Origin of the sequence: Streptomyces sp. SN-593 (assembly GCF_016756395.1) — a bacterium.
In the GTDB taxonomy this organism is placed as follows: domain Bacteria; phylum Actinomycetota; class Actinomycetes; order Streptomycetales; family Streptomycetaceae; genus Actinacidiphila; species Actinacidiphila reveromycinica.
The window spans coordinates 3142182-3163807 of the sequence record NZ_AP018365.1 but is presented as its reverse complement, the minus strand read 5'-3'; the positions used below and the strand labels follow the sequence as shown (position 1 = coordinate 3163807).

18 protein-coding genes and 1 tRNA gene are annotated in these 21626 nt (G+C 74.2%); 11 read left to right on the top strand and 8 right to left on the bottom strand.

The window, feature by feature from the left end; genetic code table 11:
* Positions 1-156 precede the first annotated feature (156 nt).
* The 8 genes from RVR_RS38590 to RVR_RS12970 all read left to right on the top strand — a co-directional run bounded on the left by RVR_RS38590 (position 157) and on the right by RVR_RS12970 (position 8610).
* Positions 157-1113, top strand: a complete 957-nt coding sequence (locus RVR_RS38590; RefSeq protein WP_272933075.1) for a transglycosylase family protein — start codon at positions 157-159, stop codon at positions 1111-1113.
* A 506-nt stretch (positions 1114-1619) separates the two neighbouring features.
* Positions 1620-2324 (top strand): LysM peptidoglycan-binding domain-containing protein, encoded by a 705-nt coding sequence (locus tag RVR_RS13000; protein ID WP_202234005.1) that lies wholly within the window; start codon positions 1620-1622, stop codon positions 2322-2324.
* 196 nt (positions 2325-2520) lie between these two features.
* Complete coding sequence (eno, locus tag RVR_RS12995; RefSeq protein ID WP_202234004.1) at positions 2521-3801, top strand: phosphopyruvate hydratase; 1281 nt, start codon at positions 2521-2523, stop codon at positions 3799-3801.
* Between the two features lie 135 nt (positions 3802-3936).
* Positions 3937-4443, top strand: coding sequence for an FtsB family cell division protein (locus tag RVR_RS12990; protein ID WP_202234003.1), 507 nt, complete (start codon positions 3937-3939; stop codon positions 4441-4443).
* Positions 4444-4526: 83 nt separating this feature from the next.
* Positions 4527-5042, top strand: coding sequence for a DUF501 domain-containing protein (locus RVR_RS12985; protein ID WP_237404711.1), 516 nt, complete (start codon positions 4527-4529; stop codon positions 5040-5042).
* On the top strand, positions 5039-5992 hold the full coding sequence (locus tag RVR_RS12980) for a Ppx/GppA phosphatase family protein (protein WP_237404710.1): 954 nt from the start codon (positions 5039-5041) through the stop codon (positions 5990-5992). Before RVR_RS12985 ends, RVR_RS12980 begins: the two co-directional genes overlap by 4 nt.
* Positions 5993-6198: 206 nt before the next feature.
* Entirely contained in the window at positions 6199-7443 is a 1245-nt protein-coding gene (locus RVR_RS12975) for an acetyl-CoA C-acetyltransferase (protein ID WP_202234001.1), read from the top strand.
* Between the two features lie 315 nt (positions 7444-7758).
* The gene (locus RVR_RS12970) at positions 7759-8610 is read left to right on the top strand and encodes a hypothetical protein (protein ID WP_202234000.1); all 852 of its coding nucleotides are present in this window, start codon (positions 7759-7761) and stop codon (positions 8608-8610) included.
* Between the two features lie 31 nt (positions 8611-8641).
* Here RVR_RS12970 and RVR_RS12965 read toward each other — a convergent pair whose 3' ends face one another.
* Positions 8642-8968, bottom strand: a complete 327-nt coding sequence (locus RVR_RS12965) for a hypothetical protein (protein ID WP_202233999.1) — start codon at positions 8966-8968, stop codon at positions 8642-8644.
* Between the two features lie 134 nt (positions 8969-9102).
* Here RVR_RS12965 and RVR_RS12960 point away from each other — a divergent pair, with 134 nt between their 5' ends.
* A complete protein-coding gene (locus RVR_RS12960) occupies positions 9103-9336 on the top strand; it encodes a DUF4287 domain-containing protein (RefSeq protein WP_202233998.1) in 234 nt (77 codons plus the stop codon).
* A gap of 23 nt (positions 9337-9359) precedes the next feature.
* On the opposite strand, the gene RVR_RS12955 is transcribed toward RVR_RS12960, so the two are convergent.
* Together RVR_RS12955 and RVR_RS12950 are read right to left on the bottom strand one after the other, a co-directional pair.
* Positions 9360-10148 carry a Bax inhibitor-1/YccA family protein gene (locus RVR_RS12955; RefSeq protein ID WP_202233997.1) on the bottom strand — a complete coding sequence of 263 codons (789 nt, stop codon included), beginning with the start codon at positions 10146-10148 and terminating at the stop codon, positions 9360-9362.
* Positions 10149-10320: 172 nt separating this feature from the next.
* On the bottom strand, positions 10321-12378 hold the full coding sequence (locus tag RVR_RS12950) for a hypothetical protein (RefSeq protein WP_202233996.1): 2058 nt from the start codon (positions 12376-12378) through the stop codon (positions 10321-10323).
* Between the two features lie 350 nt (positions 12379-12728).
* Here RVR_RS12950 and RVR_RS12945 point away from each other — a divergent pair, with 350 nt between their 5' ends.
* Positions 12729-13607, top strand: a complete 879-nt coding sequence (locus RVR_RS12945; protein WP_202233995.1) for a bifunctional DNA primase/polymerase — start codon at positions 12729-12731, stop codon at positions 13605-13607.
* A gap of 178 nt (positions 13608-13785) precedes the next feature.
* On the opposite strand, the gene RVR_RS12940 is transcribed toward RVR_RS12945, so the two are convergent.
* The 4 genes from RVR_RS12940 to RVR_RS12925 form a co-directional block, all read right to left on the bottom strand.
* Positions 13786-13871, bottom strand: a tRNA-Leu gene (locus RVR_RS12940).
* A 265-nt stretch (positions 13872-14136) separates the two neighbouring features.
* Entirely contained in the window at positions 14137-15564 is a 1428-nt protein-coding gene (locus RVR_RS12935) for an SAM-dependent methyltransferase (RefSeq protein WP_202233994.1), read from the bottom strand.
* Between the two features lie 431 nt (positions 15565-15995).
* Positions 15996-17399: an NAD(P)/FAD-dependent oxidoreductase gene (locus tag RVR_RS12930; RefSeq protein WP_202233993.1), complete on the bottom strand. Its 1404-nt coding sequence runs from the start codon at positions 17397-17399 to the stop codon at positions 15996-15998.
* Positions 17400-17874: 475 nt separating this feature from the next.
* Entirely contained in the window at positions 17875-18972 is a 1098-nt protein-coding gene (locus RVR_RS12925; RefSeq protein WP_237404709.1) for an SGNH/GDSL hydrolase family protein, read from the bottom strand.
* Positions 18973-19332: 360 nt separating this feature from the next.
* On the opposite strand from RVR_RS12925, the gene RVR_RS12920 reads away from it, so the two are divergent.
* Positions 19333-20721 (top strand): cystathionine beta-synthase, encoded by a 1389-nt coding sequence (locus RVR_RS12920; protein WP_202233992.1) that lies wholly within the window; start codon positions 19333-19335, stop codon positions 20719-20721.
* Positions 20722-21116: 395 nt separating this feature from the next.
* On the opposite strand, the gene RVR_RS12915 is transcribed toward RVR_RS12920, so the two are convergent.
* Positions 21117-21536, bottom strand: coding sequence for a hypothetical protein (locus RVR_RS12915; protein WP_202233991.1), 420 nt, complete (start codon positions 21534-21536; stop codon positions 21117-21119).
* Between the last annotated feature and the right edge of the window lie 90 nt (positions 21537-21626).

Genomic DNA, 21626 nt, shown 5'->3' with positions numbered 1-21626 from the left:
GCGGTCAACGCAAGGACGTTCACGGCGCGGCCGCCGGCACGAGGCGCGGCCGGGTGCACGGAACGGCCTACGGCTTGAACGAAAGGCGACCGCATGCTCTCGTCCGGTAACGGCCGGCACCGACGCCCCCGGCAGGCCCCGGCGGCTGTGGTGACCGTGGCTACCGCCGCCGCGACAGGCGTCGGCATCGCGCTTCCGCTGATCAGCGCCGGTTCCGCCCAGGCGGCCAGCGCGAGCACCTGGGACAAGGTCGCCCAGTGCGAGTCCAACGGCGTGTGGAGCGCGAACACCGACAACGGCTTCTTCGGCGGCCTGGCGATCACCCAGAAGACCTGGGACCAGTACGGCGGCGACGCGTACGCGAAGCGCCCCGACCTCGCCACCCGGGACCAGCAGATCTCCGTGGCGGAGAAGGTCCTCGCCGACCTGGGCCCCAACGCGTGGCCCGGCTGCGAGATCACCACCGGGCTGCTCATCGACACCTCGACCCCGGACGTCGACCCGAGTACCACCCCGGCGCCCGACCCCTCGGGCCCCACCGGCATCCAGCCCAGCGCCGGCGCGACCACCGCGCCGACCGACTCCGGGACGCCCACCACGTCGCCGACCGCGCCCGACGGCTCCGGCACACCCACCACGGGTACGTCCACCACGGACACCCCGACCACGGGCGGCACGGACGCGCCGACCGGCTCCGGGGCGCCCACCACGTCGCCGACCGCGCCCGACGGCTCCGGCACGCCCGCCACGGGCACCCCGTCGGACCCCGGCGCCCCCACCACCGGCTCGGGCCGGCACGGCAAGCCGTACGACCCGACCGACGAGGAGCTGGCGGCGAAGGACCGGGCCACCAGGACCGAGATCCTCTCGACCGCCGGCGGCGCGGGCGGGGACGCGGGGCAGGGCGGGCACGCCACGCCGTCCACCGGGCGGCCCGCGTCGGGCACGTCCGCCACCGACGGTTACCGGGTCGGCTCCGGCGAATCGCTCTCCGGGATCGCCGCGGCCCAGCACGTCGCCGGCGGCTGGCACCAGCTCTACGAGGCCAACCGCGACCTGATCGGCGACGACCCCAACCTCATCAAACCGGGACAGATCCTTAACCTGACGTGAACCGGGGGCGCGTGGCGGCCGGAAGACAAACCGGACGTATCAACTCCCGGCCGCCACCGCCGATGTGACAAGCGTCTCGCGCTCTTGTCGGGCCGTTTGCCCGTCAACTCGCGAATGCCACCCTCCCGACCTGCGCCGTTGCCCACCCGCCGAGTGCGGGGGCGCAGTTGGCGCCCGCCGCCGGAATGTTTGAAGAACCCCGTGCGGTGTGCTTACCGTCTTATCGCTCGCCACAGCGGGCCCCGTCCGGAGCGGAACGCCGAGTCCTGCCGCCGCCCGACGGGAACAGTCGACGCGAAAGCGCCGCAGGCAGGAGCGGGGGACCCAAGGTCTTCCGCCGGATCGGCCGCAGGCCCGCGGCAACGGACAGCAACCGTCGCGGCCGCAGCGGCACCACGATCCGGCTCGGGGTGAAGCCGATGCGCCGCCTGACGCGGCACGGCCGGGCAACTCACGTCCGAACCCGACAGCTCACCTCGTAGGCGTCGGTGAGGGCTGATATCAACATGGGTAAGCACCGTCGTGCCTCGAAGAGGTTTGTCCGCATCGCCACGCTCGCCGGAGTCGCCGGCACCGCGATCACCGTCCCGCTGATCGCCAGCACGTCCGCCTCCGCCGCCTCCGTCGCCACCTGGGACAAGGTCGCCCAGTGCGAGTCCGGCGGCGACTGGTCCATCAACACCGGCAACGGCTACTACGGCGGCCTGCAGTTCTCGCAGTCGAGCTGGGAGGGTGCGGGCGGCCTCCAGTACGCGCCGCGCGCCGACCTCGCCACCAAGGACCAGCAGATCGCGGTCGCCGAGAAGCTGCTCGCCATGCAGGGCCCGGGCGCGTGGTCCTGCGCGTCCGCCGGCGGCCTGACCGCCGGCGGCCCGTCCCCGGACATCAACCCGTCCGGCTCGGCCTCCTCGTCGTCCTCGTCCTCGTCGTCGAGCACGTCGTCCACCCCGGCGGCGACCACCCCGAAGTCGACGCCGACCACCACGCACACCGGCACCACGCACAGCAGCCGCAGCACCACCCGGCAGGCCGTGCCGACCAGCATCCCCAAGGGCGACGGCGAGTACACCGTGGTCAAGGGCGACAGCCTCGCCAAGATCGCGACCGCGCACCACGTGGCCGGCGGCTGGCGCAAGCTGTTCTCGCTCAACGACGACATCGTCAAGGACGCGAACCTGATCTACCCGGGCCAGCACCTGCACCTGAGCTGAACACCGGGCGACACCTCGGTGAAGGTCCCACCGCCCCGGCCGGGCGCGCGCAGCGCAAGCGCGCGCCCGGCCGGGGCGTTCCGGTGACGGCGCGGGCGCCGCTCGTCCCAGGGGCCGGGCCCAGGGCCGATCCGGGCGCCGAAGCCGGTTAGGCTCGTCCTGATAAAGACGAGAAGACATCTCAGAAGGAGACAACGTGCCGTCGATCGACGTCGTCGTAGCCCGGGAAATCCTCGACTCGCGAGGCAACCCCACCGTCGAGGTCGAGGTCGGCCTCGACGACGGCAGCACCGGCCGCGCCGCGGTCCCGTCCGGCGCCTCCACCGGCGCCTTCGAGGCCCTCGAACTGCGCGACGGCGAGAGCGACCGCTACCAGGGCAAGGGCGTGCGCAAGGCGGTCCTGTCCGTCAGCGACCAGATCGGCCCCGAGCTGGTCGGGTACGACGCGACCGAGCAGCGCCTCATCGACCAGGCGATGCTCGACCTGGACGCCACCCCGGACAAGTCCTCGCTGGGCGCCAACGCCATCCTCGGCGTCTCGCTGGCCGTCGCGCACGCCGCCTCCGAGGCGTCCGACCTGCCGCTCTTCCGCTACCTCGGCGGCCCGAACGCGCACGTGCTGCCGGTCCCGATGATGAACATCCTCAACGGCGGCTCGCACGCGGACTCCAACGTCGACATCCAGGAGTTCATGATCGCCCCGATCGGCGCCGAGTCCTTCTCGGAGGCCGTCCGCTGGGGTGCCGAGGTCTACCACACCCTCAAGGGCGTGCTGAAGTCCCGCGGCCTGTCCACCGGACTCGGCGACGAGGGCGGCTTCGCGCCGAACCTCGGCTCCAACCGCGAGGCGCTGGACCTCATCGTCGAGGCCATCAAGCAGGCCGGCTACGCGCCCGGCCAGGACGTCGCGCTGGCGCTCGACGTCGCGGCGTCCGAGTTCTACAAGGACGGCAAGTACCAGTTCGAGGGCGGCGAGAAGTCGGCCGCCGAGATGACCGAGTACTACGAGGACCTGGTCGCCTCCTACCCGCTGGTCTCCATCGAGGACCCGCTGTTCGAGGACGACTGGGACGGCTGGAAGGTGCTCACCGACCGGCTCGGCGCGAAGGTGCAGATCGTCGGCGACGACCTGTTCGTCACCAACCCCGAGCGCCTGCAGAAGGGCATCGACCACGACACGGCCAACGCGCTGCTGGTGAAGGTGAACCAGATCGGCTCGCTGACCGAGACGCTGGACGCGGTCGAGCTGGCCCAGCGCAACGGCTACAAGTGCATGATGTCGCACCGCTCCGGCGAGACCGAGGACGTCACCATCGCCGACCTCGCCGTCGCCACCAACTGCGGCCAGATCAAGACCGGCGCCCCGGCCCGCTCCGAGCGCGTGGCGAAGTACAACCAGCTGCTGCGCATCGAGGAGATCCTGGACGACGCCGCGGTCTACGCCGGCCGCAGCGCCTTCCCGCGCTTCAAGGGCTGACCGGCGGCGGGCGGCCGCCGGCACCGCGGGGGCTGACGCTCCGTCAGCCTGCGGACGTCCCCGCACCCGGTCACGTACCGTGGGGCGGGGACGTACGCATCTGACCGTCCGCAGGACGGCGAGGGGAGTCACGGCGTGGGGTCGGACCGCTTCTCTGACCGCTTCACCACCGCGGCCCGGCTGAAGGCCATCGGCCAGGAGGCGCAGGCCCGCGTCTACCGCGCCGCGGCCCGCCGCCCGGTGCGGCGCAACAAGCTCACCGGGCGCGCGGCGCTGCTGGCGCTGGTGCTGTGCGCGCTGGTGGTGGCCCTGGCCTACCCGACCAGGCAGTACATCGCCCAGCGCTCCGACATCGCCGACCAGCGCCGCGCCGCCGAGCAGGCGAAGCAGAAGGTCGAGCAACTGCGCGAGGAGAAGGCCCGCTGGCAGGACCCGGACTACGTCCGCACCCAGGCCCGCGCGCACCTGCACTTCGTGCTGCCCGGCGAGACCGGCTACTCGGTCGCGGGCGGCGCCCCGGCCGACTCCGACCCCGCCGCCGAGCGCCGCGCCACCGACGAGGCCGCCGCGCACCGGCCGTGGTACGACAACATGTGGGACGGCGTCGACCAGGCCGACGCGGCCGCCGCCCCCCGGCACTGACCCCGTACCGCCCGCACTTCCGCACCGTCCGCTCCACCCCGCCGCCCGGCCCGACTCCCGCACTCCGCGAAGCAGAACGGTTCATGGACACCACCCCGGAACACACCCCGCCCACCGAGGCCGACGTCGACGCCGTCCGCGCACAGCTCGGCCGCGAGCCGCGCGGGCTGCGCGCCGTCGCGCACCGCTGTCCCTGCGGCAACCCGGACGTCGTGGAGACGGCGCCCCGGCTGGAGGACGGCAGCCCCTTCCCGACGACGTACTACCTCACCTGCCCGCGCGCGGCCTCCGCGATCGGCACCCTGGAGGCGGACGGCGTGATGAAGCGGATGACCGCCCGGCTGGCCGAGGACGAGGAACTGGCCGCCGGCTACCGGGCCGCCCACGAGGACTACCTCGCGCGCCGCGACGCGATCGAGGTGCTGCCGAACTTCCCCAGCGCGGGCGGCATGCCCGACCGGGTCAAGTGCCTGCACGTACTCGCGGCGCACTCGCTGGCCGCCGGACCGGGGGTCAACCCGCTCGGCGACGAGACGCTGGCGCTGCTGCCGGAGTGGTGGGCCAAGGGCCCGTGCACGGGAGAGGGGACCGCGAAGTGACCGTACGCGTGGCCGCGGTGGACTGCGGCACGAACTCGATCAGGCTGCTGGTCGCCGACGTCGATCCGGCCACGGGGAGCCTGGCCGACCTGGACCGGCGGATGCGGATCGTCCGGCTCGGGCAGGGCGTGGACCGCACCGGCCGGCTCGCCCCGGAGGCGCTGGAGCGCACCTTCGCCGCCTGCCGGGAGTACGCCGAGGTGATCGCCGGGCACGGGGTGCCGCCGGAGCGGGTCCGGTTCGTGGCCACGTCCGCGTCGCGGGACGCGGAGAACCGCGACGCGTTCGTGGCCGGGGTCGTCTCGATCCTCGGGGTGCGCCCCGAGGTGATCTCGGGGGATCAGGAGGCGGAGTTCTCCTTCACCGGCGCCACCCGCGAACTGGCCGGCGCCGAGGGGATGGACGCGCCCTACCTGGTGGTGGACATCGGGGGCGGCTCCACCGAGTTCGTGCTCGGCGACCGCGAGGTGACCGCCGCCCGGTCGGTGGACCTGGGCTGCGTGCGGATGACCGAGCGGCACCTGACGGTGGACGGCGCCGTGGTGGACCCGCCGACCTCCGAGCGGGTCGCGGCGATCACCGCCGACATCGACGCCGCGCTCGACCAGGCGGCCGCCGCCGTGCCGCTGGAGCGGGCCCGCACCCTGGTGGGCCTGGCCGGCTCGGTGACCTCGGTGTCCGCGATCGCCCAGGACCTGCCGGCCTACGACCCGGCCCGGATCCACCACTCCCGGGTCGGCCTGGAGCAGGTCCGCGAGGTCACCGCCCGGCTGCTGGCCGCCACCCACGCCGAGCGCGCCGCGATCCCGTCGCTGCACGAGGGCCGGGTCGACGTGATCGCCTCCGGCGCGCTGATCCTGCTGCGGATCATGGAGCGCACCGCGGCGAAGGAGGTCGTGGTCAGCGAGCACGACATCCTCGACGGCATCGCCTTCGCCGCCGCGGGTTGAGCCCGGCGGGAAACGGGTACGGGCCTGGCGTCAAGGGGGTAAGCAAGCGCTCAGAAAGTATCCCGCGTCACAGCGGGCGGCTGGTGACGCGCTCCGCTACGTCCGGGTAACTTCCCAGGGGGTCCGGGGACGGGCCCGTGCCGTGCCGGCCGGCGCCGGCGAAGGCCCCGGCCGGCAGCCCCGCCGCCTCGAAGAGGAGTGTCGCGATGCCCGAAGCCGTCATCGTCTCAGCCGCCCGTTCGCCCATCGGGCGTGCCGTCAAGGGCTCGCTCAAGGAACTGCGCCCGGACGACCTGGCCGCCACCATCATCCGGACCGCGCTGGAGAAGGTGCCCCAGCTCGACCCGCGCGACATCGAGGACCTGATGCTCGGCTGCGGCCTGCCCGGCGGCGAGCAGGGCTTCAACATGGCCCGCATCGTGGCGGTGCGCCTGGGCATGGACCACCTGCCGGGCTGCACGGTCACCCGTTACTGCTCCTCCTCGCTCCAGACCACGCGGATGGCGCTGCACGCCATCCGGGCCGGTGAGGGCGACGTGTTCGTGTCGGCGGGCGTGGAGATGGTCTCGCGGTTCGCCAAGGGCAGTTCCGACAGCCTGCCGGACACGATGAACCCGCTCTTCGACGAGGCGCGGGCGCGGACCCAGAAGCGCGCCGAGGAGGGCACGGGACCGGCCTCGGCGGACCAGGGGGGAGGGTGGCACGACCCGCGGGAGGACGGCGCGGTCCCGGACGCGTACATCGCGATGGGGCAGACCGCCGAGAACCTCGCGTCGCTGAAGGGCATCAGCCGCCAGGAGCAGGACGAGTTCGGGGTGCGCTCGCAGAACCTCGCCGAGCAGGCCCTCGCGAACGGGTTCTGGGAGCGCGAGATCACCCCTGTGACGCTCCCGGACGGCAGCGTGGTCGCCACGGACGACGGGCCCCGTGCGGGGGTCACCATGGAGGGCGTGGCGGGCCTGAAGCCCGTCTTCCGCCCCGACGGCACCGTCACCGCCGGGAACTGCTGCCCGCTCAACGACGGCGCCGCCGCCCTGGTCGTCATGTCCGACACCAAGGCGCGCGAACTGGGCGTCACCCCGCTGGCCCGGGTGGTCTCCACCGGCGTCTCCGCGCTGTCCCCGGAGATCATGGGGTACGGCCCGGTGGAGGCGTCCAGGCAGGCGCTGCGGCGGGCGGGCATGTCCATCGGCGACATCGACCTGGTGGAGATCAACGAGGCGTTCGCCGCGCAGGTCATCCCCTCCTACCGGGACCTGGGCGTCGACCTCGACCGGTTGAACGTGAACGGCGGCGCGATCGCGGTCGGCCACCCCTTCGGCATGACCGGCGCCCGCATCACCGGCACGCTGCTCAACAGCCTCCAGTTCCACGACAAGCAGTTCGGGCTGGAGACGATGTGCGTCGGCGGCGGCCAGGGCATGGCGATGGTGCTCGAGCGCCTGAGCTGAGCCGGACGGTGCCGCAGCGCCCGCACCGGCGCCGACCTGCGATGCGTGACGTTGTGCGACGAAGCGGCTTCTTTGGGTACGGAGTGTGACATAAGTCGCAACCAAATTGCCCCCGGGACGTGATTTTCCCGGGGGCGCTCGCGTTTGGGCAGGTCACGGGCGGTGCAGCCGAGCGGGGCAAGGGAGCAGAACCGACCAATCCATGACGTTCCGCACTGCGAGGGCCAGGGGTTTACCGGCAAAGTGAGTGGGGGGGAAGTTTCGCCCACCGTCCTGGTGGGCATTGCTCGGGTCGCGTCAGTCGGGAGTAGCTCCGTGAGTGTGAACTTCACCGTCCTGCTGGTCGCCGCGGGTCTCGCCGCGGCCACGGGCGCCGCAGCCCTGTTCACCGCCCGCGGCACGCGCCGCGAACTGACCGCGCTGCGCCGTGATCTGGCCGGCCTGAGCCTGCCCGCGCCCCGGGACAGCGCCCTAGACGTCCGTGCCGCCGTCGCCGAGGCGCTCGCCGACGAGCGCGAGCGCGAACTGGCCGAGGCGCGCGCCTTCTGGGCCGAGCAGGAGGCCCGCGAGAGCGCCGCCGACGCCGGCCTGCCGCGCGGCCCGCACGGTTCCTCCGGCGGCCTGCCGGGCGCCGGCGCCGACCCCGCCGGCCACCGCGACCACGAGGTCACGCCGCTGCGGCCCTACCTGCCCCGGCAGTCCGACTTCGCCGGGATCGAACCCGGCGGCCCGGAGCCCGTCGCCTTCGAGGCGGCCCTCGACGCCGCCGCCGACCCCGAGGCCCCGGAGGCGCCCGAGGCCGCGCGTCCGGCGCCCGGCGCGATCCCGCACCCCTCGGGCCCGGACTTCACGCCCTCCCCGGTCGTCGCCTCCCCGGACCAGACCGCGGACCGCCTCTCCGACCTCGCCGACGGCCGGATCCCGCTCGCGGACGTCCGCCCCGGCCCGCTCGGCACCCTCGACGTCTACGTCTTCGCCGACGGCACCACGCTGTGCATGACCCCGGGGCACCGCGAGACCGCGCTCAAGCTGTGCGAGGCCCTCGACCGCGGCGACACCCCGGTGCTGCGCGGCGGCTCCGCGATAGCCGGCGCCTATGCCCTCACCTTCGCCTGCGGCGACGAGGCCGTGTACGTCCTCGCGGACCGCGTCGTCGCGTCCCTGTGACGGCGGGCGGCCGCGTCCCCCCGAGCCGGCGTCAGCCGATGCTCCTCGCCGCCGACGCCACCCGCTCCAGCGCGCTCGCCGCCACCGCGGCGGCCCGCCCGGGCTCGGCGGAGTCGAGCGCCACCGCCAGGTCGTGTCCGGCGACGGCGAGTTGGTCGCCCACGACGAACAGCCCGTCGTTCGGCATGGTGTGCGGCGCGCGGCCCGGGAACTCCAGCTCCTCGGCCTGAGCGGACAGCCAGCGGGCCAACTCCAGTGCCTGCGCGGCGGCCCCGCCCTGGAGCCGGCGTTGCGGCAGCGACCTCAGCCGCCCGGCGAGACGGTCGACGGCGGTGTGCAGCGCGGTGCGATCGGACATGACCGCGACCCTACCCGCGCGGCCGGCCCCGACCGGGAGAGCGCCACCGTCACGAGATCCCCCCACTCCGGACGGTTGCCAACCCACCACCTCTCGGGCACGGTGGGGTGACCGGAACGCATACCGGAGGCGCTATGTACCCGACGCACTTCTCCGACGAAACCCACCGGAACCTGCTCGACCGAATCCCGCACTGCACCGGCCGCGAGGTCAGCGAGTGGCTGCACGACCTCGCCGAGGGCCCCTCCCTCCTCCGCTTCGACGAACGGGTGAGCTGGCTGCGCGCCGAGCACTCCCTCTCCTACGGCCACGCGAAGGCCCTCGTCCACGAGTTCGACCTGCGGCGGGCCCGGCGCAACCTCGTCTAGGGCCGTTCGTCGGCACTTCGGCGTCAGTCGCGCAGCAGCGCGACCAGGCGCAGCAGTTCGAGGTAGATCCACACCAGGGACAAGGTCAGCCCGAACGCCGCCAGCCAGGCGTGCTGTTGGGGCACCCCGTCGCGGACCCCCTCCTCGACCTGCTGGAAGTCCAGGGAGAGGAAGAAGGCGCCGAGCAGGATGCCCAGCACGCAGAAGGCGATGCCCAGCCCCCCGGTGCGGATGCCCAGCGTGTCGCCGCCGCCGAAGGCCGAGAAGACCAGGTTCACCACAATCGCGATCAGGAAGGCGACGCAGACCGCCAGCCCGATCCTGCGGTAGCGCGTGGTGACACGGATCAGCCGGGTCCGGTACGCCAGGAGCATCCCGCAGAAGACGGCCGCGGTGCCGAGCACCGCCTGCACCGGCGCGCCCTGCCACTCCTCGTTGTAGGTGCGGCTGAGAACGCCCAGGAAGACGCCTTCGAAGAGGGCGTAGCCGAGGACCAGCGCGGGCGAGGGGGTCCGCCGGAAAGCCTGCACCATCGCGAGCACGAAGGCGACGACCGCGGCGCCGACCGCCAGGCCGTACCGCTCGGGCAGCGCGAACCAGCCGAGCAGCACGCCGGCCACCACCACGCCCAGCGTCGCGGAGGTGCGGGAGACGACGTCACCGATCGTCATCCGGCCGGTGCGCGCGGATCCGGCGGACGGGCGGGCGTACGCCGCCTCCAACTGGTCCGCCGTCAGGTCCCGCGGCCGCGCGGCGGCCGCGCCGCCCTCGGTGAAGCCGCGGCCGGTCAGCACGGGGTTGCTGCTCTTCATCACGGTCCTCCGGCGCCGCGCGCGGCGGCTTCCCCCAGGCTAAGCGGAGGGCCGGGGGGCCGCACGGCGGTGCCGGCGGGCGCGCCGGGGTGGCCCCTCCGGTGTGCGCGGTGGTCCCCCCGGCGTGCGCGGTGGACGCGCCGCGGGCCGGTCGGCGACGCGGGGCGCGCGGTCAGCGGCGGCGGCGCCGGAGGAAGGCCCAGCGGCCGGACCGGCGGCCCGTGCCGGGCGCCGCGGGCTTCGCCTCACCCGCGAGGGGCACCGCGACGTCTCCCGTACGTGCGACGCCTCCCGTGCCCGCGCCGATTGCCGTGCTCATGCCGGTCGCTGTGCCCGCGGTCCCGCCCGCCTTCCCGCCCGCGGTCCCGGGCCCGGCCGCGCCGCCCGCCCCGCGCCGGGCCGGCGGGTCGCCACCGGGCCCGATCGCGGCCAGCAGGTCGTGGGCCAGGTCCGTGTAGGTCGGGTCCAGCCAGGGGCACAGCAGCACCAGGCGGCACAGCGAACCGAGCACGCCGACCTCGCGGGTGCGGTGCGCCTTGGCCGCCGCGAGCATCCGCTCGGTCACCCGCAGCCCGACGTCCTCGCGCACCGCGGGATCGACCCAGGCGGTGGCCACCATGGCGAAGGCGGCCGCCTCGGCGAGCCAGTCCTCCGGGCCGCCGAGCAGGTCCAGCAGCACCGAGCGGCGCACCGACCGCGGCCACGGCTCGTCGGCGCGGTGGTGGGCGAGCCCGAGGCAGGCGAGGACCTGCACCGCGCGCACCCACAACTCGGGCCGGTGCGCCCGCAGATGGCGGCCCTGCTCGTCGTCGGGCGGCTCCGGCGGATGGACCATCACGCCGAGCAGGTCCGCCAACGGGAGGCCGGACAGCCGCACCCCGTGGTCGTAGGCGGCCGGGATGTGCGGCCAGGTCGCGGCCGCGGTGTCCCGTACCAGCCGGGCGGCGCCGGCGGACGGCGCGGGCACGGCCGGACGGGCCGTCAACCCGTCGTACGCCCACAGGGTGCGGCCGACCGCGCCGACCGGCTCGCGCGGGTCCGGATCTCCCGCGGCGCGCGCCGACACCCGGCCGTTCGGGAAGGCCATCAGGAAGGCCAGCACCGCGCTGGGCGGCTCGACCGCCGACGAGAGCAGCCGTACCCGCGCGAAGCGGGTGGCGTCCGCGTCCGGGGCGCCCAGCATCCGGTGCAGCAGGTCGACGGTGCCCTCGGTCGCATCGGCGACCGCGCCCAGCCACGGCTGCCACTCGCTGTGCCGGGCCAGCACGGTCGCCGCGTAGGAGTGGTCGGGGTGCGCGCGCAGGTGGTCGGCGAGTGCGAGCAGGTGGCCGGGGTCGCCGTCGGCGGCGTGGCGCACCCCGAACACCGCCGGACCGGCCTGCGGGTCGTCCGGGGCCGCCGCGGCGGCCCGTTCGGCCCACGGCAGGCCCTGCGCGGCGCGCCCGGTGGAGGCGTACAGCTCGGCGATGTCGACCATCAAGGACACGTCGGAGGCGTCCCGTTCGACCTCCTCCCGCCACACCCGCAGCGCGTCGTCGGCCCGTCCGGCCGCCCGCAGCGCGTAGCCGAGCATGATGCTGGGGATGTGGTCGGGCTGGAGCCGGTGCGCCCGCTCGGCCCAGCGGACCGCCTGGCCGGTGTTCCCGGTCCGGCGGGCGAGCGCCGAGCCGATCGCCGCCAACCGCGTGTCGTCGGGGTGGAGTTCGACCACGGAGGTGACCAGGTCGTGGAACGGCCGGACCGCCTCCCGGCCCGCCGCCGGCAGCGGATCGGGCAGCGCGGTGACCATGTGCGCCAGCGCCCGCGTCATCAGCTCGGCCGGCAGCCGCCCGGGCAGCGCGTCCTGGGTGAGCCAGGCGACGTGCGCCCAGGGGCGGTCGTGGCGGGCCCGGATCGCCTTCGCGATCAGCAGCACCGCCTCGCCCCACTCCCCGCAGGCGGCCAGCAGGTGCGCCCGGCAGACCGCCGCGCCGACGAACGCGCGGTCCGCCGGGAAGAGTTCCGCGGCCGCGGCCGGTCCGCCCGCGTGCCGGGCCAGTTCGGTGAGCGCCTCGTGCGCGTCGGGCAGCCGCGGGTCGGCGGCGAACGCGCTGCCCAGGTGGTCCGCGGCGTGGGCCAGGTCGCCCCCGGCCATGACCAGCCGGGCCAGTGCCACCTCGCCCTCGGCCGCGAGCCGCTCCTCGCCGCCCTCCCGGTACGGGTTCGCGCCGTGCGTGTGCTGTTCGTCCATCCGCCCCACCCCTCGCTCCCGCGCGGGCCCCGCACCGGCCGGCTCCGGGGACCGCACGCCGGGTCGCGCCCCCCTGGCGCGGCCCGTGCGGTGCCCCGGACGGTCCTCCGGCCGGTGCGCGCCGACGATGCCGCCGGTGCCGACCGTATTACCCGCCCGGCGCGCCGCGGCACCGGGGTGGCGGCACCCGCGCCCGCCGTGGGCCGCGGCCCCGCTCCGCCCGCCCCCGCCCGCCGCGGCGGGGCGCGCCACCTGCCGACACCTGCCGGTATGAGGTGGACGCCGGCGGCCGGGCGCGGTATCACTGAGGAGTGGATACGAACACGCGTTCGAGCATCAGGGAGCAGGCCATGCCACGCCCCGACCACGTCCGCGCCCTGCACACGGCGCTGCTGACCGCCCGGCGCGGGCTGCCGGTCTTCCCGCTGTCCCGCACCAAACTCCCCGCCGTCCGCTCCCCGCACCGCGACGAGCCCCGCGCCGGCGACTGCCGCGGCGCGTGCGGCCGCCCGGGCCACGGCGTGCACGACGCGACCACCGACCCCGACCGCATACGCGCCCTGTTCGCCCTCGCACCCTGGGCGACGGGATACGGCATCGCGTGCGGCCGGGCGCCCCACCACCTGATCGGCCTCGACCTCGACGTCAAGCACGGCGCGGACGGCCTGACCGCGCTGCGCGACCTCGCCGAGCGGCACTCCTTCGCGCTCCCGCGGACCGTCACCGTGCTCACCCCCAGCGGCGGCCGCCACCTGTGGCTGACCGCGCCCGGCCCGGTGCCCAACTCCGCCGGCCGGCTCGCCCCGGGCATCGACGTCCGCGGCGCCGGCGGCTACGTGGTCGGTCCCGGCTCGCGCACCGTCGCCGGCCACTACCTGCTGGAGCCCGGCACCGCCCAGCACCCCCTGGCGCCGGCGCCGCCCGCGCTCCTCCTGCTGGCCGCCCCGCCGCAGCAGCCCGACCCCGAGGCGTCCGCACCGGCCCCCGCCGCTCCCCGCCACCCGGCCGAGAAACGCGCCGCGGGGCTCGTCCGCTTCGTGCTGGACTCCCGGGAGGGCGAGCGCAACGGCCGCCTGTTCTGGGCCGCTTGCCGTGCCTACGACGCGGGGCTGGGCGACGCCCTGGCGCCGGCCCTGGTGACGGCCGCCGTCCACACCGGCCTGAGCGAACGCGAGGCCGCCGCGACGGTGGCCTCCGCGGGACGGCTGCGCGCCTCCGTCCAGCCCTGAGCCGCGGGCCGGCGGGAGCCGGTAACGGTCCACGAGGAGTCCGGCGCCGGTCGTCGGAGGTGAGGGGGCCGCGCCGCGCGCACGGGCGGCGGTGAGGTCGGGGCACCGCAGGGCGCCACGACACGAGCGGTCACGCCCGGGTCCGGCCGTTCTCGCTGGTGAGGGGGCCAGCGAGAGGTGGTGCCCGGAGCCGGACTTGAACCGGCACGCCCTCAAAGGGCAGCGAGGTTTAAGCTCGCCGTGTCTGCGTTCCACCATCCGGGCCGGCGGGGCGCAGACAAAAGCGTATCCGGGTTCGGAGACGTGAACAGGGCGTCTAAGTAGCCATGTTGTCTTATTTTAGGGGTTACTGACGTGTGGTCAGGGCGCCGCCCGGGGTCCCGCCGCACCACAGGCGGCCTCACACCAGCAACAGCCCTCACGCACAAGTGACGTGAAATCGCTCTCCGCAACCGGCCCGGGGGTGACCCGGCCCGGCCGCGGAGGGCGTCGGGACGACGCGGGGCGCCTCACCGCGCCGGGGAACGCGTCAGGAGATCCACGCCGAACGGGTGGCGGGCAGCCCGGCCCGGCCGCCCGGGTCGGTGCGCACCGCCATCACCTGGTTGACGCCGATCCTGTTGCGCTCGAAGGAGAGCGCGGACGCGGCCATGTAGAGCCGCCACACCCGGGCCCGGCCGGCGCTGGTCGCGGCGACCGCCTCCTTCCAGTGCGCTTCGAGGTTCGCCACCCAGGTGCGCAGGGTGCGCCCGTAGTGCTCGCGCAGCGCCTCGACGTCGCGCACCTCGAAGCCGGCCTCCTCCAGCCGGCCCACCGTGGTGCCCACGGGGGAGAGTTCGCCGTCGGGGAAGACGTAGCGGTCGATGAACTCGTCGATCCGGTACTCCTCCTCGCTGCGCAGCGGGCGGCGGGCGATCTGGTGGTTCAGCAGCCGGCCGCCCGGCTTGAGCAGGGCGTAGAGCGTCTGCGCGTACTCCAGGTAGCGGGTGCTGCCCACGTGCTCGGCCATCCCGATCGACGAGATCGCGTCGTAGGGGCCGTCCTTGACGTCGCGGTAGTCCTGCACCCGGATCTCGACGCGATCGGCGAGCCCGGCCTCCGCGATCCGCTTGCGGGCGAAGGCGGCCTGCTCCACGGACAGGGTGATCCCGGTGGCCCGTACGCCGTAGTGCCGGGCGGCGTGCAGCACCATGGAGCCCCAGCCGCAGCCGACGTCCAGCAGCCGCTGCCCCTCGCGCAGGCCCAACTTGCGGCAGACCAGGTCGAGCTTGGCGTACTGCGCCTGCTCCAGGGTGATCGCGGCGGCGCCGACCGGCTCGGTGCCCGCCGCGCAGGCGCCGGCCACCGAGGAGGCGGCGGCCGCGCGCGCCTCGGAGGTGGCGGCGCCGGACCCGGGGGCGAGACCGGCATCGGCCCACAGCGCGCAGGAGTACACCATGGACGGCCCGAGCACGATCTCGTAGAAGGCGTTGCCCACGTCGTAGTGGTGGGCGATCGCCTCCTTGTCGCGCCGCTTGGTGTGCGCGATGCCGGTACGGCGGCGCACCTCCTCCACGGGCGCCGACGGCGGCAGTCCGGCGCCGGCCAGCGACAGCACGCCGCGCAGCAGCCGGTAGGTCTCCGGGTCCCGCAGGGCGGCGGCGACCTGGCGCACTCCCTGCGCGCGGCCGGCCGCCGGGTCGGGCTCGCCGCGCTCCCAGACCAGGCCGGAGAGCGTGTCGAGCGCGGTGTACAGGTCGCCGTCCACGTCGAGGTCGCCGGCCACCCACGCTCTGGCCAGGCCGAGTTCGCCGGGCCGCCACAGCAGCCGGCGCAGCGCCCGGCGCTTCCTGAAGACGAGTGCGGGCGCGCCGGCCGGTCCGGCCTCGCTCCCGTCCCACGCGCGCACGCGCAGGGGGAACGGACCGGGGAGAACGCGTTCGGCGATGTCGAAGATGCGATGAGCCGCGTCAGCCATGGATCCGAGCGTACGACTGAAAATCGCACTTGAGGCGCCTGACGCGGAAATCTACGTTGCGGATACACGCAGTTGGGCCGGAAGGGGTGGAATGCCCCCCGACCTGGAGTGTCGTCACCGACGGGGTGGGGCCCCGGGCGCCTGCCGGGCCGTCATCCGGAAGGGCGGGGGCGGCAGTTCCGGCGGCAGTCGTGCGGCAGTTCGGAGGCAGTCGAGCGGCACTCCGGCGAGGGGCGGCCGAGCGGCGGCCGAGCGGCGGCCGAGCGGCGGTCCGGCGACGGGGCGGCGTCGCCCCGGGCGCAGATCCGGGCGTGGACCCGGGCACGAACCCGGGCACGAACCCGGGCGCGGACCCGGGCACGGCGAAGGGCGCCCGCACCACGGATGGCGGGCGCCCTTCGTCAACGCGCTGCTGCTCCTGCCGAGCCCTGCTAGGAGGCGACCTTCTCCGCGCCCGCGGCACCCTTGGAGGCGGTGCCCTCGGTGCGCTTCTCGGCGGCGACCGGCGCGGGGATCGGGCGCGCGGCCTCGTAGAACTCCTCGCGGGGGTTCTCGATGGCGCCGAGGGAGACGACCTCGCGCTTGAGGAACATGCCGAGCGTCCAGTCGGCGAAGACCCGGATCTTGCGGTTCCAGGTCGGCACGGCGAGGCCGTGGTAGCCGCGGTGCATGTACCAGGCCAGCCGGCCCTTGAGCTTGATCTTGGTCTTGCCGACCACGATCATCGCGACGCCCTTGTGCAGGCCCAGGCCCGCGACCGCGCCCTTGTTGGCGTGCTTGTAGTCCTGCTGCGGGAAGCCGCGCATCCCGGAGACCACGTTGTCGCCGAGCACCTTGGCCTGGCGCAGCGCGTGCTGGGCGTTCGGCGGGCACCAGGCGCCCTCGCCGCCGGCCAGGTCGGGCACCTGGGCGTTGTCGCCCGCGGCCCAGATGTAGTCGGTGCCCTGCACCTGGAGGGTCGGCGCGGTGTCCACGTGGCCGCGCGGGCCCAGCGGGAGGCCGAACTTCGTCAGCGCCGGGTTCGGCTTCACACCGGCGGTCCACACGATGGTGGAGGCGTCGACCTCGAGCCCGTTGGCGAGCACCACGTGCTTGTCGACGCAGGACTTCATGGAGGTGCCGAGGTAGACCTCGATGCCGCGCTCCTGGAGGTGCTCCAGGCCCCACTTGCCGAGCTGCGGGCCGACCTCGGGGAGGATCTTGTCCGCGGCGTCCACGAGGATGAAGCGCATGTCCTCGCGCTTCACGTTCGGGTAGTACCTGGCCGCGTCGCGGGCCATGTCCTCGACCTCGCCGATGGTCTCCGCGCCGGCGAAGCCGCCGCCCACGAAGACGAAGGTGAGTGCCTTGCGGCGGATCTCCTCGTCGGTGGTGGAGTCGGCCTTGTCGAGCTGCTCCAGCACGTGGTTGCGCAGGCCGATCGCCTCCTCCACGCCCTTCATCCCGATGCCGTTCTCGGCCAGACCCGGGATGGGGAAGGTGCGGGAGACCGCGCCGAGCGCGATCACGAGGTAGTCGAAGGGCAGCTCGTACGACTCGCCGACCAGCGGCTCGACCGAGGCGACCTTGCGGTCCTGGTCGATGGTGGCGACCCGACCGGTGAGCACCTCGACCCCGGGCAGCACGCGCCGCAGCGGGACGACGACGTGCCGCGGGGAGATGCTGCCCGCTGCGGTTTCGGGAAGGAAGGGCTGGTACGTCATGTACGAGCGCGGGTCGACGACCGTGACGGTCGCCTCGCCGTACCGCATCTTCTTCATGATGCGGCGCGCCGCGTACAGGCCGACGTAACCGCCGCCTACTACGAGGATCCGTGGACGCTCCGTGGTGCTCATGCTTCGAGTATCCAGCACGTCGGGGGGTGTACCTCGTGAGCCCCTTCACAAGGGTCTGGACACCCTCTGCTATACTGCGCGACCTCACGGGCGCCGGAGGCGCGGCCACGGCCCGCCCGGGCCGGCCACCAGTCGTTATACACGGCGCTGAACAGCGTCGATCGGCGGCCCGCCCCTTCTTCCTTCCCGCTCCGCAACGCCCTGGAAACACGGATGGCCCATGGATTCAAGGGGATTCAGAGCCCGGTGTCCCGGAAAGTTGACCCGCCGGGCCGGAACTTCATGTGAAGAGTTTCACAAAGGAATTCGGAGGGCCGTGATCCGAGGGGTCCGGTGACCCCCTCCGGCGCGCTCACCAGCGAAGATCGGTGTCTCAAGTGAGCGCGTACGGCCGCTGCTTCCGGGTCCGGCCGCCGCTTCCGGGTACGGACGCCGCGGCCGTACACCTGCTCACGCGCCGCGGCCGTACGCCTCCTCACGCGCCGCGCCCGGCCGCTCCCTCCGCCGCGCCGGCCGCGGCACCGCTGTCCTCCTGCGGGTGCTCCTGCTCCACCGGGTGCCGCCGGCGCCGCTTCAGCAGCGCCCACCGGCCGCGCGGGCCCGAGGACACCGCATGGGCGGCCGTCACCTCCGTACCGCCCTCCGCCGCCGCCTCGGCCGCCGCTTGGGCGACCGGCAGGAAGCCCTCGCCGCGCCGCGCGTCCGGCTGCTCGTCGGCTTCCGGCCACAGCCCGAGCGAGGCGCACAGCGTGGGCAGCAGTGCCATCGCCGCCGTCGCGTAACCCTCGGCGGAGGGATGGAAGTTGTCCGGCCCGAACAGCTCGCGCGGCCGCGCCTCGAACTCCGGGCCCAGCAGGTCGCCGAGCGAGACCGTCCGGCCGCCCAGGTCCACCACCGCGATGGTCTGCGCCGCCGCGAGCTGGCGGCTCGCCCGCCGGGCCAGCCAGCGCAGCGGCTGGTAGACCGGCTCCACCGACCCCAGGTCCGGGCAGGTGCCGACCACCACCTCGCAGCCGGCGGCCCGCAGCCGCCGCACCGCGTCGGACAGCAGCCGTACCGAGGCGGCCAGCGGCATCCGGCGGGTGACGTCGTTGGCGCCGATCATCAGCACCGCGACGTCGGGCGGCGGCAGCGCGGGGTTCAGCAGCAGCGACACCTGCCGGTCCAGGTCGTCGGACTTCGCGCCGGACAGCGCCACGTTCACCAGCTTCACGGGCCGTTCGGCCACCGCCGCGAGCCCCGAGGCGAGCAGTGCCCCGGGGGTCTCCCGGGCCCGCCGCACACCTTGGCCGGCGGCGGTGGAATCACCCAGGAAGCCCAACCGCAGCGGTGCCTCGTCCGTGCGGTGCGCGAACGCGGAGCCGTAGCGCCCGTCCGCCCGCGGCGGTACGTCGCCCGACCCGCCCACCACCCGCTTGGCCAACCGCGCCTCCGTCAGCAGCAGCCCGACCGCGGCCCCGCCCAGCAGGCTGATCCCCCCGCCGCCGAACGCCGCCGCGGTCGCGATCCGCCGTGCCACCCTCGCCCTGGACATCGAGCCGGCCACCTCCCTGGACTCTCCGGACACCACCATGCGTCACCGTGCACACGCGCACCCCCCGCCACACGCCGGGGACCGCGCGCCGGCCCGCCGCCCACCACGGCCGCCGCACTCCGCGCCGGCCCCGTCCCGCGAGCCGCCGCGAGACACCTCTACCCACCCGCACGCCGACCGCATCGTCCGGCAGGCCCTCAGGGCCTTTCGTTCGGACCTCCGCGGCGTCGCGTCGCCCGGCACGCGCACCTGCCACGTTGTCGTCGGTCGCGGACGCTCCGCGTCGACTCCCTCCTCCGCCTTGCAGCTGCCCGCACCGGACCCGCTCCTTCACCCACGGAGATCCGAACGAAAGGCCCTAATGTGGTGCCACCATCACGGAGAACCCGGAGACACACGGTGCAGTTTCACGACTCGATGATCAGCCTCGTCGGCAACACCCCGCTGGTGAGGCTCAACAGCGTGACCGCGGGGATCGAAGCGACCGTCCTCGCGAAGGTCGAGTACTTCAACCCCGGAGGCTCGGTCAAGGACCGGATCGCCCTGCGGATGATCGAAGCCGCGGAGGAGAGCGGCCAACTGCGTCCCGGCGGAACCATCGTGGAGCCCACCTCCGGCAACACCGGAGTCGGCCTGGCGATGGTCGCCCAGCGCAAGGGCTACCACTGCATCTTCGTCTGCCCCGACAAGGTCTCGGCGGACAAGATCAACGTCCTGCGCGCCTACGGCGCCGAGGTCGTGGTCTGCCCGACGGCGGTGGACCCCAGCCACCCCGACTCGTACTACAACGTGTCCGACCGCCTGGTGCGCGAGACGCCCAACGCCTGGAAGCCGGACCAGTACAGCAACCCCAACAACCCGCTGTCGCACTACCACTCCACCGGCCCCGAGTTGTGGAAGCAGACCGAAGGCCGGATCACCCACTTCGTGGCCGGCGTCGGCACCGGCGGCACCATCTCCGGCACCGGCCGCTACCTCAAGGACGTCAGCGAGGGCCGGGTGAAGGTGATCGGCGCCGACCCCGAGGGCTCCGTCTACAGCGGCGGCTCCGGGCGCCCGTACCTGGTCGAGGGCGTGGGCGAGGACTTCTGGCCGACCGCCTACGACCGCGACGTGGCCGACGGGATCGTGGCCGTCTCCGACAAGGACTCGTTCCAGATGACCCGCCGGCTCGCCCGCGAGGAGGGCCTGCTGGTCGGCGGCTCCTGCGGGATGGCGGTCGTCGCCGCCCTGGAGGTCGCCTCCGGGCTCGGCAAGGACGACGTGGTCGTGGTGCTGCTGCCCGACAGCGGCCGCGGCTACCTGTCGAAGATCTTCAGCGACGAGTGGATGGGCTCGCACGGCTTCCTGGACGAGAACGAGGGCGAGCCGCGCGTCGTCGACGTGCTGGCGCACAAGGACGGCGGCCTGCCCAACCTGGTGCACATGCACCCGGACGAGACCGTCGGCCAGGCGATCGAGGTGCTGCGCGAGTACGGGGTCTCGCAGATGCCCGTGGTCAAGCCCGGCGCCGGGCACCCCGACGTCATGGCGGCCGAGGTGATCGGCTCGGTGGTCGAGCGCGAGCTGCTGGACGCGCTGTTCACCAAGCGCGCCAACCTGGACGACCCGCTGGAGCGGCACCTGTGCCCGCCGCTGCCGCAGGTCGGCTCCGGCGAGCCGGTCGCCGACCTGATGGCGGTGCTGGAGAACGCGGACGCGGCGGTCGTGCTGGTGGAGGGGAAGCCGACCAACGTGGTCAGCCGGCAGGACCTGCTGGGCTTCCTCGCGGGCCACGGCGCGGCCTGAGCGGGCCGCACCGCCGCCCGAGCAGGTAGTAGGGCGTCGCCCCAGCAGGTCACGGCCGTGCCCGAGCAGGCCGGGGGCGGATTCCGGGAACTGGTACGCCCGCGACACGTCGGCGCAGCACGCGGTTAACACGGGTCCGGCAGATTGGGTCACGTCGAAAGCGCGGGCGGCCCAGCCGGCCGCGCCGGCACCCAAGTGGCGCCAAGGCTTCCGGAGCGGCTCCCGGACTCCATGGTGACCCTGGACGCGCAGGCCCGGTCCTGACCCGGCACGCGTCCCGGCGAGGACCGCCGTCGTCCCGCCCCCCGGGCTGCGATGCCCCGGGGGTGCGGCGGTCCTCGCCCTTTCTTTCTTTTGGGGCGGGGATCAGGCGGGGAATCAGGCGGGGAAGAGCCTCAGGACCAGTCCGTGTCCTGTTCGGGGTGGTCCCTGGAGAAGAGGCTGCCCACGCCCTGGGCCAGGTTGACCGCCACGATGCCGGCCCAGGTGATCAGCAGGCCGGTGGTGCCGGCGTTGACCGCGCCGATCGCGGACAGCGGGATCGCGGCGATCATCGTGAACCCCGCGAAGCCGTAGCGGGCGAAGCGGGGGTTGGTCCGGGGCGGCCCGATCGGGCGGCGGTCCGCGCGCGCGGACGAGGTCTGCTGCTGGGCCAGTTCGCGGCGCACCCGCTGCTCGACGCGGCTGTCCACGCGCGCGGCCACCTTGTCCATGAACGAGTCGACCAACTCCGACTCGTACTCCTCACCGAGCGTCCTGCGCGCCTCCAGGGTGGCGGCGAGTTCCTTCTTGAGTTCCGGGTCGCGGGCGTCCATGAGGGCAACCGTAGGAGGCCGGACACGTGGGCGACACTGGGGCTAACCCCCGGTTTTCCCGGGGGTCGGACCGTCCAGTAGGAGGATTCC

Coding starts and splice junctions, on each gene's coding strand:
- RVR_RS13000 (WP_202234005.1), top strand. CDS start 1,620: ATGGGTAAGCACCGTCGTGCCTCGAAGAGGTTTGTCCGCATCGCCACG.
- RVR_RS12985 (WP_237404711.1), top strand. CDS start 4,527: ATGGACACCACCCCGGAACACACCCCGCCCACCGAGGCCGACGTCGAC.
- RVR_RS12975 (WP_202234001.1), top strand. CDS start 6,199: ATGCCCGAAGCCGTCATCGTCTCAGCCGCCCGTTCGCCCATCGGGCGT.
- RVR_RS12965 (WP_202233999.1), bottom strand. CDS start 8,968: ATGTCCGATCGCACCGCGCTGCACACCGCCGTCGACCGTCTCGCCGGG.
- RVR_RS12960 (WP_202233998.1), top strand. CDS start 9,103: ATGTACCCGACGCACTTCTCCGACGAAACCCACCGGAACCTGCTCGAC.
- RVR_RS12955 (WP_202233997.1), bottom strand. CDS start 10,148: ATGAAGAGCAGCAACCCCGTGCTGACCGGCCGCGGCTTCACCGAGGGC.
- RVR_RS12950 (WP_202233996.1), bottom strand. CDS start 12,378: ATGGACGAACAGCACACGCACGGCGCGAACCCGTACCGGGAGGGCGGC.
- RVR_RS12945 (WP_202233995.1), top strand. CDS start 12,729: ATGCCACGCCCCGACCACGTCCGCGCCCTGCACACGGCGCTGCTGACC.
- RVR_RS12935 (WP_202233994.1), bottom strand. CDS start 15,564: ATGGCTGACGCGGCTCATCGCATCTTCGACATCGCCGAACGCGTTCTC.
- RVR_RS12930 (WP_202233993.1), bottom strand. CDS start 17,399: ATGAGCACCACGGAGCGTCCACGGATCCTCGTAGTAGGCGGCGGTTAC.
- RVR_RS12925 (WP_237404709.1), bottom strand. CDS start 18,972: ATGGTGGTGTCCGGAGAGTCCAGGGAGGTGGCCGGCTCGATGTCCAGG.
- RVR_RS12915 (WP_202233991.1), bottom strand. CDS start 21,536: ATGGACGCCCGCGACCCGGAACTCAAGAAGGAACTCGCCGCCACCCTG.